Source organism: Streptomyces sp. NRRL F-5126 (assembly GCF_000721265.1).
In the GTDB taxonomy this organism is placed as follows: Bacteria; Actinomycetota; Actinomycetes; order Streptomycetales; family Streptomycetaceae; genus Streptomyces.
The window spans coordinates 196831-216474 of sequence record NZ_JOFZ01000007.1 but is presented as its reverse complement, the minus strand read 5'-3'; the positions used below and the strand labels follow the sequence as shown (position 1 = coordinate 216474).

General features: G+C 72.0%; 18 protein-coding genes. 7 read left to right on the top strand and 11 right to left on the bottom strand.

The genetic code is table 11. The features are described from left to right. Positions 1 to 12: 12 nt before the first annotated feature. Entirely contained in the window at positions 13 to 1248 is a 1236-nt protein-coding gene (locus IH48_RS0117245) for an FAD-dependent oxidoreductase (protein WP_234434290.1), read from the top strand. Positions 1249 to 1995: 747 nt separating this feature from the next. Then, positions 1996 to 3219 (top strand): globin domain-containing protein, encoded by a 1224-nt coding sequence (locus tag IH48_RS0117230; protein WP_030904600.1) that lies wholly within the window; start codon positions 1996 to 1998, stop codon positions 3217 to 3219. 12 nt (positions 3220 to 3231) lie between these two features. Here the strand turns inward: IH48_RS0117230 and IH48_RS0117225 are convergent, their stop codons facing one another. Beyond that, positions 3232 to 3693: an RrF2 family transcriptional regulator gene (locus tag IH48_RS0117225; protein ID WP_030904598.1), complete on the bottom strand. Its 462-nt coding sequence runs from the start codon at positions 3691 to 3693 to the stop codon at positions 3232 to 3234. Between the two features lie 240 nt (positions 3694 to 3933). Between IH48_RS0117225 and IH48_RS0117220 the strand changes: the two genes are divergently transcribed. Together IH48_RS0117220 and IH48_RS0117215 are read left to right on the top strand one after the other, a co-directional pair. Continuing rightward, a complete protein-coding gene (locus IH48_RS0117220; protein WP_037842298.1) occupies positions 3934 to 5334 on the top strand; it encodes an MFS transporter in 1401 nt (466 codons plus the stop codon). 310 nt (positions 5335 to 5644) lie between these two features. Then, positions 5645 to 7279 carry an ABC-F family ATP-binding cassette domain-containing protein gene (locus IH48_RS0117215; RefSeq protein WP_030904594.1) on the top strand — a complete coding sequence of 545 codons (1635 nt, stop codon included), beginning with the start codon at positions 5645 to 5647 and terminating at the stop codon, positions 7277 to 7279. A gap of 42 nt (positions 7280 to 7321) precedes the next feature. Here IH48_RS0117215 and IH48_RS0117210 read toward each other — a convergent pair whose 3' ends face one another. The 6 genes from IH48_RS0117210 to IH48_RS0117185 form a co-directional block, all read right to left on the bottom strand. Next, entirely contained in the window at positions 7322 to 8119 is a 798-nt protein-coding gene (locus IH48_RS0117210) for a class I SAM-dependent methyltransferase (RefSeq protein WP_078849808.1), read from the bottom strand. Next, positions 8116 to 8748 carry a TIGR04282 family arsenosugar biosynthesis glycosyltransferase gene (locus IH48_RS0117205; RefSeq protein ID WP_030904590.1) on the bottom strand — a complete coding sequence of 211 codons (633 nt, stop codon included), beginning with the start codon at positions 8746 to 8748 and terminating at the stop codon, positions 8116 to 8118. The genes IH48_RS0117210 and IH48_RS0117205 overlap by 4 nt, the downstream gene beginning before the upstream one ends. Continuing rightward, positions 8745 to 9461, bottom strand: coding sequence for a glycosyltransferase family 2 protein (locus IH48_RS0117200; RefSeq protein WP_030904588.1), 717 nt, complete (start codon positions 9459 to 9461; stop codon positions 8745 to 8747). The genes IH48_RS0117205 and IH48_RS0117200 overlap by 4 nt, the downstream gene beginning before the upstream one ends. 74 nt (positions 9462 to 9535) lie before the next feature. Next, complete coding sequence (locus tag IH48_RS0117195) at positions 9536 to 10597, bottom strand: NAD-dependent epimerase/dehydratase family protein (RefSeq protein WP_030904587.1); 1062 nt, start codon at positions 10595 to 10597, stop codon at positions 9536 to 9538. 1 nt (position 10598) lies between these two features. Continuing rightward, on the bottom strand, positions 10599 to 11150 hold the full coding sequence (locus IH48_RS0117190; RefSeq protein ID WP_030904585.1) for a hypothetical protein: 552 nt from the start codon (positions 11148 to 11150) through the stop codon (positions 10599 to 10601). After that, positions 11147 to 12433: a molybdopterin-dependent oxidoreductase gene (locus IH48_RS0117185; RefSeq protein WP_078849806.1), complete on the bottom strand. Its 1287-nt coding sequence runs from the start codon at positions 12431 to 12433 to the stop codon at positions 11147 to 11149. Before IH48_RS0117185 ends, IH48_RS0117190 begins: the two co-directional genes overlap by 4 nt. A gap of 308 nt (positions 12434 to 12741) precedes the next feature. On the opposite strand from IH48_RS0117185, the gene IH48_RS0117180 reads away from it, so the two are divergent. The 3 genes from IH48_RS0117180 to IH48_RS0117170 all read left to right on the top strand — a co-directional run bounded on the left by IH48_RS0117180 (position 12742) and on the right by IH48_RS0117170 (position 15146). After that, on the top strand, positions 12742 to 14115 hold the full coding sequence (locus IH48_RS0117180) for a hypothetical protein (RefSeq protein WP_051840018.1): 1374 nt from the start codon (positions 12742 to 12744) through the stop codon (positions 14113 to 14115). Between the two features lie 72 nt (positions 14116 to 14187). Then, the gene (locus tag IH48_RS0117175) at positions 14188 to 14889 is read left to right on the top strand and encodes an RNA polymerase sigma factor (protein ID WP_078849805.1); all 702 of its coding nucleotides are present in this window, start codon (positions 14188 to 14190) and stop codon (positions 14887 to 14889) included. Next, entirely contained in the window at positions 14886 to 15146 is a 261-nt protein-coding gene (locus IH48_RS0117170) for a hypothetical protein (RefSeq protein ID WP_030904577.1), read from the top strand. Before IH48_RS0117175 ends, IH48_RS0117170 begins: the two co-directional genes overlap by 4 nt. 26 nt (positions 15147 to 15172) lie before the next feature. Here the strand turns inward: IH48_RS0117170 and IH48_RS0117165 are convergent, their stop codons facing one another. The 4 genes from IH48_RS0117165 to IH48_RS0117150 form a co-directional block, all read right to left on the bottom strand. Next, the gene (locus IH48_RS0117165) at positions 15173 to 15994 is read right to left on the bottom strand and encodes a carbohydrate ABC transporter permease (RefSeq protein WP_234434289.1); all 822 of its coding nucleotides are present in this window, start codon (positions 15992 to 15994) and stop codon (positions 15173 to 15175) included. Between the two features lie 63 nt (positions 15995 to 16057). After that, the gene (locus IH48_RS0117160) at positions 16058 to 17017 is read right to left on the bottom strand and encodes a carbohydrate ABC transporter permease (protein ID WP_030904573.1); all 960 of its coding nucleotides are present in this window, start codon (positions 17015 to 17017) and stop codon (positions 16058 to 16060) included. A gap of 12 nt (positions 17018 to 17029) precedes the next feature. Beyond that, complete coding sequence (locus IH48_RS0117155; RefSeq protein WP_234434288.1) at positions 17030 to 18370, bottom strand: extracellular solute-binding protein; 1341 nt, start codon at positions 18368 to 18370, stop codon at positions 17030 to 17032. Between the two features lie 129 nt (positions 18371 to 18499). After that, entirely contained in the window at positions 18500 to 19531 is a 1032-nt protein-coding gene (locus tag IH48_RS0117150; RefSeq protein ID WP_234434287.1) for a LacI family DNA-binding transcriptional regulator, read from the bottom strand. Positions 19532 to 19644 lie beyond the last annotated feature (113 nt).

The window sequence follows — 19644 nt, the reverse complement described above, 5'->3', positions numbered from 1 at the left end:
AACGTGGCGTCCATGGTCCCCACATGTGCGGCCCGCCCGGGGCCGCGCGACGACGGGCGGAGTGGCATCGTGCGCGTGATCGTCATCGGGGGCGGGATCGCCGGCACGGCCGCGGCGCTCGGTCTGCACAAGGCCGGGTTCGACGTCAGCGTGTACGAGGCGCACCCCGACGGTGCGGAGGACATCGGCGCGTTCCTCACCCTCGCGAGCAACGGCATGCGCGCTCTCGCGGCGCTCGGCGCCTCGGCCGCGGTCACCGCAATCGGCTATCCGCTGACCACGCTGCGCGTGCTGGACAGTTCGGGCATCGAGGCGGCGCACGCGCCGCTCGGGGAGAGCGGTGACCCGCTCCTGCGCTACCGGTGCCTGCGTCGCGGCGAGCTCAACGCCGCCCTGCAGGCCGAGGTGGCGCGCCGGGGCATCAGCATCCGGCACGGCGCCCGGCTCGCGTCCGTCGAGGAGGGCCACGCGGCCGTCACCGCGCACTTCACCGGCGGCGGCACCGCCACCGGTGACCTGCTCGTCGGCGCGGACGGGCTGCGTTCCACCGTCAGGCGGCTGATCGCCCCCGGCGTGGAACCGCGCCATGCCGGTGAGCGGGTCTTCTACGGCTACGCCACCCGCCCGGTCCCGGCCGGGGCGCCCGAAACCATCACCATGGTGCGCGGCAGCGCGGCCGCCTTCGGCTGCACGGCGTCGCCCACCGGGGAGACGTACTGGTTCGCGCGTGTCGCGGGCGAACCGGCGTCCGCGGACGAGATCGCGAAGTCCACGCCCGCCCGGTGGCGCGAGCTGCTGGTGGAGCTGTTGCGGAAGGACGCCGGTCCGGCCGCGGGCATCGTCGCGGCGACGGGTGAACGCATCATGGTCACCGGCGCGACGGAGATGCCGCTCGGCACGCCGTGGCGCTCCGGCCGCGCGCTGATCGTCGGCGACGCGGCACACGCGGCCTCCCCGGCGACCGGGCAGGGCGCCTCGATGGCGCTCGAGGACGCGGTCGTCCTGGCGAAGGCGGTGCGGGACACGCCTGACACCGGGAGCGCTCTGGCCCTCTACGAGACGCTCCGCCGCCCCCGCGTGGAGTACAACATCACCGCGAGCGGCCGGATCTCCCGGGGCGCCGCCGCACCACCGGGTTCCGGCCGCGGGAAGCCCGCTCGCAGGCCGGGTGACGACGAGCTGATCCGCCTCCTTGCGTGGAACGCGGACATCCGGACCACTTCCGCGCACGGCGGAGGTGGCGGCTGACGGCCGGCGGCGCCGACCGGCAGCATCACGCCGTCTGGACGCGTTCTACGGCCGCGACCACGGCGGGACACCCGGCATGGACCCACTCGCTGAGCTGCGGAAGCGGTTCGAGGAGGTCGGGCGACGCCGCAGTGCGCCGGGCTGATCGAGGTCCGCGACATCCCCGGCGAGGACCCGTGGGGGCCGGCGCCACCTCCACCGCGCACGGGAGCAGGGCGCGGGGCGTCGAGGTCCTGCCGGCCAGGGGCATCAACGGCGCATCCGTGCGGCGCGAACCGTCGGAGAACTTCTTCCAGGCCTCCGCGTACCGCCTGCTGCCCGCCGGGCGAGACCCCGGTCCGGATGGCCGACTGCCGGCATCCTCCTCGGACCCATCGCCCTGAACTGCCACGTCCTGTCCCCGCGCGGCGGCCACCGCTGGGTCAAGGCCGACGTGGACGCGGCGGAGAGCCCATGGGTGTGGCAGCACCGGCGCACCACCGCCGACCTGCCGGCCGGCGAGGTGGAGATCACCGCTCGTGCCTGGGGAGCGCACCGGCGCGGCGAAGCCCGAGTCGCCCGTGCAGCTGTGGAACCCCAGGGGGGACGCCGACAACTCGTGGGCGCGTGACCGCGTCACCCGCGACTGAGAGGCGGCACTGTACGCCTCCACAGAGTCGCCACATTCGTCACCCCACCTAAATATGCATCTCAGATGCATGTTAATTTGAGCGCGCCCGATCAACTCAAGGCCGCAAGGGGTCACCCATGCTCTCCGACACATCCACCGCCACCGTCCGCGCCACACTGCCCGCCGTCGGCGCCGCCATCGGCGAGATCACGGAACTCTTCTACGGCAAGCTGTTCGCTGCCCATCCCGACCTGCTGCGCGACCTGTTCAACCGCGGCAACCAGGCCGCCGGCACCCAGCGCCAGGCACTGGCCGGCTCCATCGCCGCCTTCGCGACCCACCTGCTGGAGCACCCGGACACCCGCCCTGACGTGATGCTCAGCCGGATCGCGCACAAGCACGCCTCCCTCGGCGTCTCGCCCGCCCACTACCCCATTGTCCACGAGCACCTCTTCGCCGCGATCGCCGAGGTGCTCGGCGACGCCGTCACCCCTGAGGTCGCCGAGGCATGGGACGAGGTCTACTGGCTGATGGCCAACGCCCTCATCGCCATCGAGACCCGCCTCTACGAAGGCCAGGAGGTCCTGACCGGCGGCACGTGGCGCGAGTGGGAGGTCGTCGGCCGCTCCGAGGAGACCGCCGATGTCGCGTCCTTCCTGCTGCGCCCGCTCGGCGGCGCGGCGCCGCAGCCGTTCCGGGCCGGCCAGTACGTGTCGGTCCAGGTCGAACTGGCGGACGGGGCACGGCAGATACGCCAGTACAGCATGGTCGGCGCACCCGATGCCGCGGTGCGGCAGATCAGCGTCAAGCGCGAGCACGGCGGCGAGGAGACACCGGCCGGCGAGGTCTCCAACCACCTGCACGACCACGTCGGGGTCGGCGACCGGCTGCGCGTCTCCGCACCCTTCGGCGACCTGGTGCTCGACGAGGGCGCGCTGGGTGCCACGGCCGACGGGGCTCGGCAGCGCCCGGTACTGCTCGCCTCGGCCGGGATCGGGGTCACCCCGATGCTCTCGATGCTCCACGAGCTGAACGCACGCGAACACCGGGCCCCCGTGCTGGTCCTGCACGCCGATCGCTCCCCCGCCGAGCACGCGCTGCGCGCGGACCAGACGGCACTCGCCGGAAAGCTGACGGACGGCCGCGTCGCGTACTGGTACGAGGAGGCCGCCGGTGAAGCCGACCGCGCGGGCCGGGCCGACCTCACCGACCTTGACGTTCCCGCGGGCACCGTCGCCTATCTCTGCGGACCGCTCCCGTTCATGCGCGCGGTGCGCGGCCAGTTGCTGGCGAAGGGCGTGCCCGCGGCCGACGTCCACTACGAGGTGTTCGGCCCGGACCTCTGGCTCGGCGCGGCCTGAGAAGCTGCCGTCCTACCCGCACTCGGCGACGACGCGGCGCCCGGTGATCGCGAGCAGCAGCGGGCCGGTGGGCGCGGCCACGATGTCCATGAGGGAGACGCGGTCAAGCGACGCGTAGAACTCCTCCTGCGCGGCCAGCAGCGCGCCGCGCAGCCGGCAGGCCGAGTTGAGCGGGCAGGGCACGTCGCCCCCCGTGCACTCCGCGAGGTCGCCCGACCCCTCGAAGGCGCGCGCGACCGCACCCACCGTGGTCTCCCGTCCCGCCGCGGTCAGCACCAGCCCGCCGCCACGGCCGCGTCGCGCCTCGACGAGCCCGAGGTGCTGCAGCCGCGCGACCAGTTTGGCCATGTGCGTGTAGGCCGCGCCCAACGTCGCCGCCACGTCGCGGGTGGTCGGCGGTGTGTCCGCCGCGGACTGCACGGCGAGGCGCATGAGCAGCCGCAGTGCGAGATCCGTGGACTTCATCAGGCGCATACGCCCCACCCTATGCCGAGCCGACGCACGGGGCACCGCCTCTGCAAGGGCGAATCCGCGACCGGGTTACCGTGCGTACGTCCAGACGCGACGGGACGGCGCGCAGCACACCACGAGCGGTCCGTACGCGTGCACACCGCCGAGCCCGGGTTTGGACACACCGGTCAAGGGCACTGGGGGCGCCGGCGCGATCGGCGGGCCCGCGATCGGCGCAGGACGCCACGGAGGTGGACGGCTCGGATGGCAGGCACGGAGCGGACGGCTCGCGCGGCGGCGGCTCATGCCCGGGGCACCGTGGTGGCGCTCGCGGTGGCCGACATCTCGTTCGCCTACCAGCAGACGGCCGTGGTGCCCGTCATCCCGGACATCGAGAAGGCCGTGCACCTCTCGCAGACGTGGGGTGCCTGGCTGCTGAGCGGTTACCTCCTCGTCGCGACGGTGTCCACGCCTCTGCTCGGCAGGCTGGCCGACCGGCACGGCAGGCGTCGGATGCTGCTGCTCGGGCTCGTCGTGTTCCTCGCCGGCTCCGTCGGTGCCGCCTGCGCGCCGAACGCCGCCGTCCTGATCGTCTTCCGGGCCCTTCAGGGCGTGGGCGGGGCGGTGTTCCCGCTCTCCCTGTCCATCGCCCGCGAGGAACTGCCCGAGGAGCGGGTGGGCGGCGCCACCGGCACGCTGACCGCCGCGTTCGGGATCGGCACGGCGCTCGGCTTCGCCACGTCGGGGGCGCTGAGCTCTGCCGTCTCGTGGCGGCTGGTGTTCGCGGCGGGTGCGGCGGCGGTCGCACTGGCGCTGCCGCTGGTCGTGCGGTGGGTACGGGGCCGCGCGGGGCCCTCGTCGGGCGCCGTGGACCTGCGGGGCGCGGGGCTGCTCGGTGCCTGCCTCGCCCCGCTCCTGGTGGCGCTGACCTTGGCGCCCCAGCAGTCGGGCGTGGGCTGGGCCGTGCCGGGCGGGCTGCTGGCCGTGTCCTTCGTGGCCGGCGTGGTGTGGCTGCGTCACGAGCAGCGGGTGCCGGCGCCGCTGGTCGACCTGTGGACGCTGCGCTCCCCCACCGAGATGTGGACCAACGCGGTCACCCTGGCGGTCGGCTACGCGTTGTTCGGCGTCTACTACCTGGTGCCGCAGTTCGTCCAGGATCCCGGCCACGGGTTCGCCGCCGGCACGGCGGTCGTGGGTCTCTTCCTCCTCCCCGCCGCGGTGGGACAGCTGCTCGCGGGCGCCTTCGCCACCCGGGTCAGGGGACGGGGCACGACGCGCAGGCCCCTCGCCGCGGGGATGGCGGCGCTGGCCCTGGGGTCGGCGGGTTTCGCGACGCTCGGCCGTGACAGCGTTCCGGTGTTCCTGGCCGCCGGGTTCGTCCTGGGCTGCGGTGCGGGGCTGGCCATCAGTGCCACGAGCACCCTGGCGTCGCTCGGCGCCGACGAGGAGCACACGGCTGTGGCCACGGCCGTCAACAGCACGGTGCGGCGGGTCGGTGGCGGGTTGGGGAGCCAGGTCAGCGCGGGTGTCCTGGTGCTCACCGGCAGGGGTACCGGCTCGTGGGTGCTCGCGTTCGCCATCGCGGCCGCGGTGTGCGCCCTGTGTGTGGCGCCGGCCGGGCGCATGCCCCTCAAGGCCGGCGGGCCCGCCCGGAGCGAGAGCTGATGGGTACAGGCCAGGCGCGAAGAATTCCCGGGCGCGGCGGCCCGATGCTGATAAAATCGGGGATCGCGTACCGCGCGGACCGGACCGGGCCGGGGATCGGTCCCGAACGACCGGTGCCGTGGCGGACCGGTCCCGTAGCGAGGAGAGCAGACATGGTGGGTGACGACGACATCTCCGGGTGATACCCGGAGCTGACAGGCCGCCGGACGGTGCCCAGGGGCACCGCTGTCGCGGCCGTTTCGACGTTCCCTTTCCCACCATGCCCGAGCGGCACCCCCGCGCTGCCCGCATCGCGTACGAGGTTTCTTCCATGTCCGATGCTTTTGTCGTGTGTTCGAACCTGTCCTTCTCGTGGCCCGACGACACTCCTGTATTCCGCGATCTGTCCTTCACCGTGGGAGGCGGGCGCACCGGCCTGGTCGCGCCCAACGGTTCGGGCAAGAGCACTCTGCTCAGACTGATCGCCGGCGAACTCGCGCCAGGCGCCGGGTCCGTGTCCGTGTCCGGCGCCCTCGGCCACCTCCCGCAGACCCTTCCCCTGACCGGCGGTCTCTCGGTGGCCGACGTCCTTGGCGTGGCACCGGTGATCAGGGCGCTTGACGCCGTCGAGTCGGGCGACGTCGCCGAGGAGCACTTCGCGGCCATCGGCGACGACTGGGACATCGAGGAGCGCACTCGCGCCCAGCTCGACCGGCTCGGGCTCGGCTCCCTCGCGTTCGGCCGCGGTCTCGACACGCTCAGCGGCGGCCAGATCGTGTCGCTCGGCCTTGCTGCCCAGCTGCTCAAACGCCCCGACGTGCTGCTGCTCGACGAGCCGACCAACAACCTCGACCTCGACGCCCGCCTGCGGCTCTATGGCGCGCTCGATGACTTCGGGGGCTGCCTGCTGCTCGTCAGCCACGACCGCGCTCTGCTCGACCGCATGGACCGCATCGCCGAACTCGACCGGGGAGAACTGCGCTTCTACGGAGGCGACTTCACACGGTACGAAGAAGCCGTACGGGCCGAGCGCGAGGTCTCCGAGAAGAACGTGCGCAACGCCGAGCAGGAGCTGAAGCGTGAGAAGCGCGAGATGCAGCAGGCCCGTGAGCGCGCCGAGCGCCGTGCGAGCAACGCCGCCCGCAACCTGAAGAGCGCGGGCCTGCCGCGCATCTTCGCCGGAAACTTGAAGCGGGGCGCGCAGGAGTCCGCCGGACGTTCGGGGCAGACACACGCCGCGCGGGTCGGCGAGGCGAAGACGCGTCTTGACGAGGCGGGGCGTGCTCTGCGCGACGAGCAGCGCATCACGCTCGACCTGCCGGACACCGACGTCCCCGCAGGACGGACCCTTTTCCTCGGCGAGCGGATGCAGGTCCGCCGCGGCGGGCAGCCCCTGTTCGCGGGCATGGGCATCGACCTGACGGTCAGGGGGCCCGAGCGCATCGCGCTGACCGGACCCAACGGGGCGGGCAAGAGCACACTGCTGCGCCTGATCGGCGGCGACACCGATCCGGACAGCGGCAGCACCAGGCGGGCCGACGGGCGGATCGCGTACCTCTCCCAACGGCTCGACCTGCTGGAACCTGGCCGTACCGTGGCCGAGAACTTCGCCGCCTTCGCTCCCCACCGCAGTGACGCGGACCGGATGAACCTGCTGGCCCGCTTCCTCTTCCGGGGCCCGCGGGCCCATCTCCCGGTGGAGGCGCTGTCAGGGGGCGAGAGGCTGCGCGCGACGCTGGCCTGCGTGCTGTGCGCAGACCCTGCCCCGCACCTGCTGCTCCTCGACGAGCCGACCAACAACCTCGACCTGGTCTCCACCGCCCAGCTGGAGGGCGCGCTCGTCTCCTACCAGGGTGCGTTCGTCGTGGTCAGCCACGACGAGAGGTTCCTCGCGGGGATCGGTGCCGACCGCCGCCTGCTGCTGGACGGCGGCGTGCTGACGGAGACCGGGGCGCCCGGGATGTGAGCGTCCGGCAGGCCGGGCCTGCGGGGCTCGCGGGCCCGTACGTCACCCGGACCGCGGCGGCACGGGCACCGGGAGGCTCGGCACGGAGCACTCACGCTTGCGGCGCAGTGCCATGAAGGTGCGCCCCTCCAGCTCCCAAGTGCCCTGCCGCGACCACCGGCCCGTGGCCAGCGCGTGGTGCAGCAGGGCGCGTGCGCCGAGGCGGGCCCACGGGAAGAACCCGCCGTCGTCCGCCCGGTGGCGGCCCTGTCCCGCGGGCCCGCGGCCGGCACGTGTGCGGTCCGCTCGTCCGTCGTCGACACGTACGTCGAGACGCTCGTCGACGTCCCCTTCGGCGACCTCGGCGATCAGGAGGCCGCCGGGCGCGACCACGTCCGCCGTGCGGGCGAGGAGAGCACCCGGGTCACCGCCGATGCCGATGTTGCCGTCGACGAGGAGCGCGGTGTTCCACCGGCCCTCGCGCGGCAGCGGCTCGAAGACCGAGCGCACGAGTGCCGCGCCGCCGTAGCGTACGGTGCGGCGCACCGCCGCGGTGCTGACGTCGATGCCGAGCGTCCGGTACCCCGCGAGGGCGAGAGCGGTGACGAACCTGCCGGGTCCGCAACCGATGTCGAGTACCGTGCCCTCGCACCGCGCGATGACCGTGCGGTCGGCCGCGTCGGGCGCCGCGCACCAACGCTCCACACCGAGCGGCACCACACCGCCCTCCCTGCTGCGCAGGTAGAGGGGGCCCTGGCCGGTGGCGAGCGCGGTGGTGTACGGGTCCGCAAGCCACCCCGCCGGCTCCCGTGTCCATGGATCGTGGGCGGCGGGGACGACGGCGGCCCGCACGCGGTTCATCGGGCGCCCGCCGGGGCCAGCTCGCGCACGAGCGCGGCGAAGCGGCCGTCGGGCGCGTCGGCGGCGGCGAGCCGAGCGTCCTCGGCGGTGTCCACGTCCCGCAGCACCGGGAGGTCCCGGACGCCGAGTCCCGCGGCGACGAGCCGTTCACGCTGGCGCGCCCCGGTCTCGGGCGTCGACATCGGTACGCCCACGAGGAGCGCCGGGTCGGGGTCCGCGAGGCCCAGGCACCAGAATCCGCCGTCCGCCGCCGGGCCGAACCACGCGGTGCGCGCGTCCCACGCCTCCTCGTCGAGCGCCGGTGCCAGCAGGTCCGCGGTGATCTGGGGGGTGTCCATACCGATGAGCACCGCCGGTCCTTCGCACAGCGCGAAGGCGGCGGCGATCCGCCGGTCGAGCCCTCCCGCGGCCTGCGGAAACACTTCGACGCCCGCGGGCAGCCAGGGCCCTGGCGCGCCGTCGAGGACGAGGACCCTCCGGGTCGCGGGTGCGGCGAGTGCCGTGCGAAGGGTGTCGGCGAGCGACGCCTCGGCCAGCCTCGCCGCCTCGCCGGGCGTGTAATGGGGTGTCAGGCGTGTTTTGACCCGGCCGGGCACGGGTTCCTTGGCGATCACGAGGAGCGTCGTCACCGGGCGTCCGCCTTCCGTCCTGCGGTCTCTGGCGCCGGCGGTGCGGCGAGGACGCCGCGCATGTCGCGCACGGCGTGCCAGGTGCCGCGCCAGGTTCCGGTGACCTTCGACTTCCCCTGCCTGGGCAGGTAGGGGACGTCGTGCTCCTCGACGCGCCATCCGGCGTCGGCGGCCTTCACCACCATCTCCAGCGGGTAACCGCTGCGCCGGTCGTTCAGTCCGAGGCCGAGCAGGGCCTGCCTGCGCGCCGCTCGCAGCGGCCCGAGGTCGTGCAGGGGCAGTCCTGTCCTGGTGCGCGTCATGCGGGCCAGCGCGAGGTTGCCCACGCGCGCGTGGGCCGGCCACACGCCTGATCTGCCCGGCCTGCGGCGCCCGAGTACGAGGTCGGCACGGTTCTGTGCGAGCCGCCCGACGAACCCGGCGAGCAGCCCGGGGTCGAGCGAGGCGTCGCAGTCGCAGAAGCAGACGTAGTCGGCCTCGGCGGCGAGCAGGCCCGCGTGGCAGGCGGCGCCGAAGCCGCGCCTGGGCTCGTGGACGACCGTGGCGCCGAGCCGCGCGGCGAGTTCGGCGGAGCCGTCGGTCGAGCCGTTGTCGACGACGATGGCCCGCCATCCTCGGGGGATGCGTTCGAGCACCCAGGGCAGGGCGCGTGCCTCGTCGAGGCACGGGAGTACGACGTCTGCGGTCGTGGCGGTCAAAGCGGTCACGTCCATCGATGTGGGGTGCGGTGGGAGGGGAACGTCCGGTGCCCGTGGGCGCGGTCACCGGTGTGTGCGGTGCGGCGCCGTCAGTTCACGGCGACCGCGCGTTGCGGCGCGTGCGCGAACTCGCGCACGCCCGCCTCGAACGGGATGCCGGGCCGCCAGCCGAGCTCGTCGCGCAGCCGCGCCGAGGAGGCCGTGATGTGGCGTACGTCCCCGAGCCGGTACCCACCGGTCACGACGGGGGCGGGACCGTCGCACGCCTCGGCGAGCGCCCTGGCCATCTCGCCGACGGTGTGCGGCGTTCCGCTGCCGGCGTTGTAGGCGCGCAACGTCCCGGGTTCACGGTGCGCCAGGGCCGTCATGGCGAGGACGTTGGCGGCGGCGATGTCCCGTACGTGGACGAAGTCGCGGCGCTGCCCGCCGTCCTCGAAGACCGTCGGGGCCTCGCCCCTGGCGAGCGACGAGCGGAAGAACGACGCGACGCCCGCGTACGGCGTGTCGCGTGGCATGCCTGGGCCGTAGACATTGTGGTAGCGCAACGACACCGCTCTGCCGCCGGTGGCGCGCGCCCACGCCGCGGCGAGGTGCTCCTGCGCGAGTTTGCCCGCCGCGTACACGTTGCGCGGGTCGGTGGGCGCGTCCTCGGCGACGAGGCCGGAGGCCAGGGCGTCGCCGCACCGCGGGCAGCGCGGCTCGAATGCCCCGGCGGCCAGGTCGCGTTCGGTGCGCGGACCGGGTGTGACACGGCCGTGGCGTGCGCAGTCGTAGCGCCCCTCGCCGTACACCACCATCGATCCCGCGAGTACGAGGCCGCGTACGGGGCCGGCGGCCATGGCCGCCAGCAGGGTCGCGGTGCCCAGTTCGTTGCAGCCGACGTAGGCGGGGGCGTCGGCGAAGTCCTTGCCGAGACCGACCATGGCGGCCTGATGGCACACCACGTCCACACCGCGCAGCGCACCGGACACCGCGGCGGTGTCCCGCACGTCGGCGTGGATCCAGGTGCTGCCGGAGTGCGGGGTGTGGGGGACGGGGTGCGCCGAGGGCAGCAGCGCGTCGAGGACGACGACATCGTCCCCCCGCGCCAACAGGGCCTCCGTGATGTGGGAGCCGATGAACCCGGCTCCGCCGGTGAGCAGTACACGCATGTCAGCGCTCCTTCCGCGTGGTGCGTCCGCGCGGACGCGTCCGGTACCTGCCGACGGCGAACCAGACGGCGGACGCACCGAACAGGGCGGCGGTGATCAGCAGCCAGCGTCTCAGGAAGACCGTGTCGGACAGGTGGGTCGACACGGAGTAGTGGGGGGAGTTCCTGAGGATGAGGGGCCAGTAGACGAGGAGGAGCAGCAGCGACACGAAGGCCGGGACGCGGATGTGGTTCACCGCGGTGCGCGGTGGATCGTCCGGTGTCCGGCGGCGGCCCCCGGCTCGGTGCAGGATCCAGTCCGTGCCCGCGTACAGCGGTACGAGGACGAGGTCGTGCAGCACGGCCGCCCCGACGAACCAGACAACGATGGAGAGCCAGTCGTCGGACCGCCAGCGCAACGCCGCGTATCCGCACACGGCGAACGAGACGATGAGGATGAGCAGGTGGAGTGGCTCTTCGCCGTAGAGCCGCCGGAACCGGTCGCCCGGCCGCCACGCCCCTGAGGGTGTGTCGGCAGGTGGTCCGGGTGGCGTGTCCTGGTCGTGCGGCGTCATGCCTGCGCTCCGAACGTCGTCGCTCCGAATGTCAGTTGGCGTACCCACTTGGTGTTCATCACACCGGGGGCTCCCGGTACGATGATCCGGGCCGGGTAGCCGTGGTCGTGTGACAGCTCCGCGCCGTTGACCTTGAGCGCGAGCAGGGACCTGGGGTCGCGCACCTGGTTGCCGCGCAGGGCGACGGCGCGGAACGAGCCTGTCAGCTGGGCCGATTCGACGAACACGTCCGGCGCGTCGTCCCCGTGTCCCACCATCCTCGCCAGATCGATCAGGCGCACGCCTTCCCAGTGCTGGTTCCCCGTCGACCAGCCCTCCACGCAGGCGATGGGCAGGGCCGAACGGTGCTGGGCGAGGCCGCGCACCTCGTCGAGGGAGAGGGCCACCCGCCCTCCGCGGCCCTTGACGACGAGGCGCCAGTCCTGGCCGACGTCGTTGGGGTGGATGTTGACGGCCCGGTAGCCCTTGTTCACCTGGAAGCCGTTGGGGCCGTCGCCGACCGGGCTGCCGTGCGGCGCCAGCAGAGCGGTGCGGCGCAGCGGGCCGCCGATGGACTGCCCCGCCGTCACGACGAACAGGGCGAGCGAGCCCAGGCCGACCATGCCGAGCGCCCCGCGCCTCGACGTGGTCGGGGCCGCGGGGTTCGCGGCCACGAGACCGGTCGCGTCGCGCGGCTCCGGGCGCGTGTGTGCGGTGTTCGTGCGCAGTTCCGCGCGGAAGTCCCGGCTGCGCAGCGCCCGCACGGTGCGGGGAAAGCGGATGACGACGTGCGCGAGCACCGCCCCCGTGAACACCCACGCCCCGTAGAAGTGGAGGGGGTAGAAGGAGCCGGGGAACAGGTAGTCGAGTTGCACGTTGAGCACGCCGGTGACGAACTCGAACAGCCCGCCGCCCACCAGCAGGAGCAGGGAGAGGCGGTCCAGCGCATGCCCGAGCGAGCGCACGGGAGGCAGGACGAACAGCTTGGGCACCACGGACCAGAGCTTCGCCAGCAGCACGGGCACCAGGACGATACCGAGTGTCACGTGCACGCCCTGGGTCACCCGGTACAGCCAGTAGGGGTGCGTGGGCCACGAAAAGAGGTAGAAGCCCAACAGGCCCTTGTCCGGCGTCTTGTCATTGATCATCGCCAGGTCAGGGTTGTACGCGGCGTACGAGAGCAGTCCCGTGACGAAGAGCACCGGGATACCGACGAGCAGCACCACCCCGAAAACCGATGTCAGCCAGGGGCCTCGCAGGGGGCTGCGCCAGGGGCTTTCCGGAAGGCGACGGGAGACTTTCATGGTGCGGGACTCTAGACCACGCGAACACGGCTCCCTCACGTTCGGCGCATGACGAAACAATGACTCTCCAAGAGGCGTCCGGAGTGCCGTCGAAACTTCCCCTCTTCATTGAATGTGCAGGTCAGAACCAGGTTTTGAGAATTTGCGCGGCGCCGGGTAAGAATCGGCGCCCCTTTGCCGCCAACTGATGGGACACCCCTACGCGGTGGCCGCATTCCATGTCATCAGCCTGTACACGCGGTGGCACGAGTATTCCTCCGCCATTCCTTACGAAAGTATGACGGCTCCGGGGTATTAGAGTGGCGCCCGTGACCGTTTCCTTCTCGCGCCGTCCAGCAGGCAGCCCTTCCAGCACTGAAACGGCGGAAAGGCCGATCGCGAGAAGCCGCGATCTCGTCGCGGTGGCGGCAGCCCTCGTACTTTTCGCGGCGGCTGCCGTCGTGGGCGGTCTCATCCAGCGGGCCGACGGCACCCTGGGCACGTCCTGGCCACCCCTGCTGGCCCACTGGATGCCCCACGTCGGCCCGGGGACGCCCGCGGCGGTGGCGGCCGCAGTGCTGTTCGTCGCGTACGGGCCCGCGGTCGCGGCGCTGCTCCCCTGGCGCGCGCTGCTGGCGTCCGCGTGGGCCGCCGCCCTGGTGTGGACGTTCTCGCTCGCCCTGATCGACGGATGGCAGCGCGGCATCGCGGGGCGCCTCACGACGCGTCACGAGTACGTGCCCGCAGTGCCCCGCTTCCACGACATCCTGCCGACCCTGCAGACGTTCTCGCAGCACATCGTCGGCGGCCACCCCGGCTACTGGCCGGCACACGTGGCGGGCCATCCGCCGGGCGCCGTGCTCACGTTCGTCCTCCTGGACCGCCTGGGGCTCGGTGGCGGGGCCTGGGCAGGCGTGTTCTGCATCGTGGCGGGCACGTCCGTGGCCGTCGCGGCGCTGGTCACGCTGCGCTGCCTGTGTTCCGAGACCACGGCACGGCGGGCGGCGCCGTTCCTCGTCCTGACGCCCGGCGCCATCTGGGTGGGTGCGTCCGCCGACGGGTACTTCGCGTGCGTCGCCGCGTGGGCGCTCGCTCTGCTGGCGCTGGCGGCCACCCGGCGCGTGCGCGCCCCTGTGGCCGCGGCGCTCGGCAGCGGTCTGCTCTTCGGACTCGCGGTGCACGTGTCGTACGGGCTCACGCTGATCGCCCTCCCCGGCCTCGCGATACTGCTCGCCGCGCGCAACCTGCGGCCTCTGCCGTACGTACTCGGCGCGGTGGCCGCGGTGGTGGCCGTGTTCGCCGTGCTGGGTTTTCGCTGGTGGGATGCCTACCCACTGCTGGTCGAGCGGTACTACCAGGGGCTCGGCGGCGTACGCCCCTACTCCTACTGGCTGTTCGGCGACCTGGCCACGGTGGTCGCGGCAGCGGGGCTCGCGTCGGTCGCGGGGATGGGCCGCGCGCTGCGCTTTCCGCTGCGGGACCACCGTGGGCTCGTCCTGCTCTGCTGCGCGTTCCTGCTGGCCATCGTGGCGGCCGACCTGTCGGGTATGAGCAAGGCGGAGACCGAGCGGATCTGGCTGCCGTTCACGTTGTGGCTGCCGGCGTCGGCGGCTCTGCTGCCCCGGGGCGACCACCGCGGATGGCTGGCCGCGCAGGCGTGCGCGGCGCTGCTGATCAACCACCTGCTGCTGACGGGGTGGTGATGGCACGCCCGCGGGCCGCGGGCCCCACTGTGTTGAGTTCCGCCACGTTCCCGCACGGTAAGGATGAGGTCCATGGTTCCCGCGGACACCGGTGAGCACGGTGAGGTCGTGCCCGCACGTCCCGGCGCGGACTCCGGGCAGCCGGCGCACGGCCTCGATCCCGACTCGCGGGATTGGCTCGACGCGCTTTCGTCCACCGGCGAACAGCACGTACGTGCGTGCGCGCGACTGCACGGGCAGCTGCTGCGCATCGCGTTCAAGGAACTTCACCGCAGACGCGGCCGCCACCGCATCACGGGTCCCGAGCTGGACGATCTCGCGCACCAGGCGGCCGATGACGCTCTGCTCGCCATCACGCGGAAAGTGGGCGGTTTCCGGGGCGAGAGCCGTTTCACCACATGGGCCTACAAGTTCGTCGTGTTCGAGGTGTCGACCAAGCTCGGGCGCCACTTCTGGCGCACGGAGGGCGTGCCGCTCGACGCCGGTGCCTGGGAGCGGCTGCCTGACCGGCTGGGCATGGATCCACAGCGTGAATCCGAGGCCCGCGAGCTGACCGACGCGCTGCGCAGGGCCGTGGACGACGTACTCACCCCGCACCAGCGGCGCGTGTTCGTGGCGCTGGTCCTCGACGCGGTGCCGCTCGAAGCGCTGGTGGCGGAGTTGGACACGAACCGCAACGCGATCTACAAGACGATGTTCGACGCGCGGCGCAAGCTGCGGTCCCGACTCGAGGCGCAGGGCCATCTGGACGCGAGCGCCCGGGAGCGACGATGACAGACAGCGGCAACCGCTCCCCCGCTCAGCGGCTCAGCACGTTCCTCGCGACGGACCCGCGCGACGTGGGTTGCGCGCGGGCCATGGAGCTCCTGCACGTGTACGTGGAGTACGTGGCGGCCGGCGCGGACACCACGAGGTTCGCCGGGGTCGTGGCACACCTGCGCGCGTGCGGGCCGTGCTCGGACGAGTTCGAAGGGCTGCTCGCCGCGGTGTCGCAGGACCCGGGGCCTGCCGGCCCCGGGTCCTCGGCCTGACATTCGTACGTGGAGGCCGGCGCTGCCTACTTGATGCCGGTGGTCGCCACGCCCTGCACGATCCGCCGCTGGAAGACCAGGAACACCGCGATCAGCGGCAGGAACCCGAGCACGGACGACGCCATGACCTCCGCGTACTGGATGTTGGTGTTGCTCACCAGCGACGACAGGCCCACCGGGATCGTCTGGGACTTGGTCTGGTTCAGCACCAGCAGCGGCCACAGGAACGCGTTCCAGGAGCTGATGAACGTCAGGATCGACACGGTGGAGACGGCCGGACGGCAGATCGGCATGCAGACCGTCCAGTAGACGCGCCACCAGCTCGCGCCGTCGATGCGTGCCGCCTCGATCAGCGGGGTGGGGATGCCCTTGAAGAACGCCTGGAAGATGAAGACCGACACCGGCGCGGCGACCGAAGGCAGGACCAGGGCCCAGTAGGTGCCGAGCAGGTGCAGCGACCGGTACTCGATGAACTGCGGAAGCACCAGCGCCTCGGTGGGCAGCATGAGGCCGGCGGTGACGAGCGCGATGACCAGGTTCCTGCCGGGGAAGCGCAGGAAGGCCAGGGCGAAGCCCGCCATCGAGCAGAAAGCGACGGTGAAGACCACCGCGAGGGCCGCGATGACCAGGCTGTTGAGGTACCAGTAGCCGATCGGGTAGTTGTGCCACGCGAAACTGTAGGCGTGCAGCGACCAGCCGCCGGCGAACGGCGACATCGGCGCCCGGGTGATCGAGCCGTCCTGCCTCAGGGAGGTGATGATCGCCCATGCGAAGGGGACGAACCAGATCAGGGCGAACAGCGTGAGGCACACGGCGCAGAGCCGGTTGAAGAGTGTCGCCCCGTTCACGGTGGGCGATCCTTGGGCCGCGGTGCGCCTCGGCCGGGTGATGGTGCTCAAGGTGTCCTCCGCTCAGGCCGCGGCACGGGCCGCGGTACCGGTCGCGCGCAACCGGCGCAGCCCGTACCAGGCTGCCGAGACCGCGACGATGATGACGAAATAGACCATGGTGGCGGCTGCGCCGTAGCCGCCCCTGTAGGACGTGAAGCCGGTGTCGTAGATGTACTCGATGACAGGCCGGGTCGACTGGTTGGGGCCTCCTGCGAGCAGCAGGTAGATCTGGTCGAACACCTTCAGGGACGCCAGGATCTGCAGGATCAGCACGAGGCTGGTGGTCGGGTTGAGCAGGGGCACGGTGATCAGCCGGATCTGCTGCCACGGGCTCGCCCCGTCGATGGCGGCGGCCTCGTACACGTCAGGCGGCACGTCCTGGATCGCGGCCGTGTAGAGGACGAAGTTGAAGCCGAACGTCCACCACAGCGTCATGAGGATGACCGCGGTCCAGCCGCCCGACGTGGACCCGATGAAGTCGGGCGCCGTCAGGCCGACGGCGCTGAACAGCTTCGGTATCAGGCCGACTTCGGGCGTGTACATCCACAGGAAGATCAGCGCGACCACCGAGGACGGCACCACGTACGGGGCGAAGAACGCCAGCCGGTAGAAGACCCTGCCGCGCCGGATGCGGGACGCGAGGATGGCGAACAGCAGCGCGAGCCCCACCAGGAGTGGCGTGGTGATCAGTGTGAACAGTACGGAGTGCCACATGGCGTCCCAGAAGAGGGAGTCCCCCAGCACCTTCGCGTAGTTCGACACTCCGACCCAGCCGCCGAGGCCGTCCTTGACGGTGGTGGTGTTGAAGAAGCTGAGCACGATGCCCATGATCAGCGGGCCGACGAGGAAGAGCAGGTAGATGATCAGGAACGGGGTGCTGAACAGCACGCCGGCCCGGCGGCCCGAGCGGCGCGGTCGCTGACCGGCCCTGGGTACGGGCGCCGTCGGGTGTGCCGGTCGCGTCGAGGCGACGGTCGTCATGGTGTCGGACTCCTACTTCATCGTGACCGGCGGTCGGGCCGTGGTGTAGCGCTTCAAGTCGGTACGCATGGCGGCGACGGCGCTCCTCGGGCCGAGCCGCCCGGCGAGTGCCTCGATGATCGTCCCGCCCACGGTGTTCTGGAAGTCCGAGCCGGCGCCCGTGTACCAGGCGACCGGGTCGTACTGCGCGTTGAAGGCGGCCTGCACGTAGTTGCGTTGCGGGGACTGGTCCAGGAAGGCCTTGCTGCGCTGGACAGGCAGCCAGGCGGGCACGTGGCCCCCCTGCGCCCAGGTCGCGCTGTGGCCGAGCAGGCTCTTGATGAACCGGGCCGCGTTCGCGGTGCGCTCCGGTGAGCGGTTCGGGTTGCGCGGCACGACGAGGGCGTGCGAGTCGGCGTAGGCGACCGGCTTGGGTCCGAGCAGCGCCGGAAAGGGCACGACGTTGAAGTGCAGGCCCTTGACCAGCCGGTACGACGGTATCTGCCACTCGCCGTCGAACAGGAATCCCGCCTTGCCCGTGGAGAACAGCACGTTCGCGCCCGAGCCGTTGAGGCTCTTCGGCATGAGGCCTGGGCCCGTGAGGCTCTGCATGAAGGCGAACGTCTCCTCCATCGCGTCCGTGTCGATGTCGATGCGGGTGCCCGAGTCGGTGACGACGGGTCCCGCGAGTCCGCGGTAGATCATGCTGAAGTAGCGCCACGCGGTGGCCGGGTCACCGGTGATGGACATCGCGGCGCCGTACTTGGCGCCCGCGTCCTTCATCGCCTTGACCGCTTCGACGAACTCGTGCGCGCCCTTCATCGGCTTCAGGCCGTCGCCCGCGGCGTTGAGCAGCCCGGCCTTCTTCGCCAGGTCGACGTTGTAGTAGAGCACGAAGGGGTGGGTGTCCAGCGGGACCGCGTACACCGTGCCGTCGACCGTCGCCTTCTGCCAGGCCGCGGGCGTGAACTTGTCGCGGGTGACGCCGAGGCCCGTGACGCCGGTGTCCTCCACCGGTTCCAGCAGCCGGGCCGCGGCGAGCAGGGGGAGCCGGGACAGGTGCGAGATCCCGACGTCCGGCGGTGTGCCGCTCGCCGTCGCCAGCGCGAGTTTCGTGTAGTACGGGTTGCCCCAGCCCAGGACGGTGGCCTCCAGTGTCACACCGGGGTACTGCTTCCTGAAGGCGTTCTCCATCAGCACCATGTTGGCGCCGTCGCCGCCGCTGAAGAGGTTCCAGTAGATGACGTCGGCCGTGTCCGGCTGCGAGCCCGTCAGGCCGGAGGCCAACGGGGATGAGCAGGCCGACAGCCCTCCGGTCAGGGCCAGGCCGCCACCGAGTGCCAGCAGGCGTCGGCGCGTCATCGCTCCGCTCATGGGGGTATGCACCTCGTTACAACGATGTGAACTCGATGGCGCAGACGTTGACACAGTCTTTTCATCGATGCAATAGGTGTTCGCAAACTGACACCGGGGCGAGTCACGCCGCAGGCTCGCGGCACCCGCTCAAGGCACCTGCGGCGGCCGCAGCGAGGATTCGCGCACGACCAGACGGAAGGGCGTCGCCTCCCGCCGGGCGGAGTGCGGAGCGGTGTCCTGCCCGCCACTTCGGCCCTGCTCGTCGAGGAGCGTGAGGGCGCGCTCCGCGATCACCTCCAGATCCGGGGCGATGGACGTGAGCGGCGGGTGGGTGTAGGCGGACTCCGGGACGTCGTCGATGCCGGCGACCGCGATCTCGCCGGGCACGCGCACCCCTGACGCGTCGAGCGCCCGCAGCGCCCCGACGGCCAGCGCGTCGTTGAAGGCGAAGATCGCGTCCGGCAGCGGGCCGCTGCCTTCGAGCAGCCGGCTCACCGCCTCGTAGCCCTGCGCCCTGTTCCAGTCGTCCACGGGCTCGACCAGCCAGTTGACCCGCCGCACCCCGGCCGCGGACAGCGCCTGCCGGTAGCCCTCGGCGCGCTGGCGCCCGTTCTCGCTGCCGTTCCTGCCGAGCGCCACGATGCGCCGGCAGCCCTGCGCGAGCAGGTGTTCCACGACGGTGCGGGCGGCGGCGACGTTGTCGATGCCGACGCGCGGGAAGCGGTCGCCGACGTCGTGTTCGCCGAGCATGACCAGGGGGAAGTCCGGCGCCGTGGCGGTGACGTCGGCGGCCGGTACGGTGAGGGCGCTGAACAGCACGCCGTCCGCGACGTTCGTCAGCCCGCCCTCCAGGATGCGCCGCTCCGCCTCGTGGTCACCGGCGGTCGACTCGACGAGCACCGTGACGCCTCGGCGCGCCGCGGCCCTGATCACGGCCTGGGCGAGCTCGGCGAAGTAGGGCTCCGCGAGGAAGGGCACGGCGAGCGCGACGAACCCGGTGCGGCCCGAGCGCAAGCCGCGCGCGAGGTAGTCCATCTTGTAGCCCAGTTCGTCCAGCGAGCGCTGCACACGCGCGCGCGTCTGGGGGCTGACGTGCCGGTAACCGCTCACCACGTTGGACACGGTCCGCACCGATACGCCGGCGTGTTCGGCCACGTCCCGCATCCGCACTCTGGCCACCGGGGAACTCCTTCGGTCGGGTCGGCTGGCGCCCATCGCGACCTTGCATCGATGCAAACGATCACACATGATGAACGGAACCCGATTGTACGGAACCCGTTGCCGGCGAGGCA

Coding starts and splice junctions, on each gene's coding strand:
- IH48_RS0117245 (WP_234434290.1), top strand. CDS start 13: ATGGTCCCCACATGTGCGGCCCGCCCGGGGCCGCGCGACGACGGGCGG.
- IH48_RS0117230 (WP_030904600.1), top strand. CDS start 1,996: ATGCTCTCCGACACATCCACCGCCACCGTCCGCGCCACACTGCCCGCC.
- IH48_RS0117225 (WP_030904598.1), bottom strand. CDS start 3,693: ATGCGCCTGATGAAGTCCACGGATCTCGCACTGCGGCTGCTCATGCGC.
- IH48_RS0117220 (WP_037842298.1), top strand. CDS start 3,934: ATGGCAGGCACGGAGCGGACGGCTCGCGCGGCGGCGGCTCATGCCCGG.
- IH48_RS0117215 (WP_030904594.1), top strand. CDS start 5,645: ATGTCCGATGCTTTTGTCGTGTGTTCGAACCTGTCCTTCTCGTGGCCC.
- IH48_RS0117210 (WP_078849808.1), bottom strand. CDS start 8,119: ATGAACCGCGTGCGGGCCGCCGTCGTCCCCGCCGCCCACGATCCATGG.
- IH48_RS0117200 (WP_030904588.1), bottom strand. CDS start 9,461: ATGGACGTGACCGCTTTGACCGCCACGACCGCAGACGTCGTACTCCCG.
- IH48_RS0117195 (WP_030904587.1), bottom strand. CDS start 10,597: ATGCGTGTACTGCTCACCGGCGGAGCCGGGTTCATCGGCTCCCACATC.
- IH48_RS0117190 (WP_030904585.1), bottom strand. CDS start 11,150: ATGACGCCGCACGACCAGGACACGCCACCCGGACCACCTGCCGACACA.
- IH48_RS0117185 (WP_078849806.1), bottom strand. CDS start 12,433: ATGAAAGTCTCCCGTCGCCTTCCGGAAAGCCCCTGGCGCAGCCCCCTG.
- IH48_RS0117175 (WP_078849805.1), top strand. CDS start 14,188: ATGGTTCCCGCGGACACCGGTGAGCACGGTGAGGTCGTGCCCGCACGT.
- IH48_RS0117170 (WP_030904577.1), top strand. CDS start 14,886: ATGACAGACAGCGGCAACCGCTCCCCCGCTCAGCGGCTCAGCACGTTC.
- IH48_RS0117160 (WP_030904573.1), bottom strand. CDS start 17,017: ATGACGACCGTCGCCTCGACGCGACCGGCACACCCGACGGCGCCCGTA.
- IH48_RS0117155 (WP_234434288.1), bottom strand. CDS start 18,370: ATGAGCGGAGCGATGACGCGCCGACGCCTGCTGGCACTCGGTGGCGGC.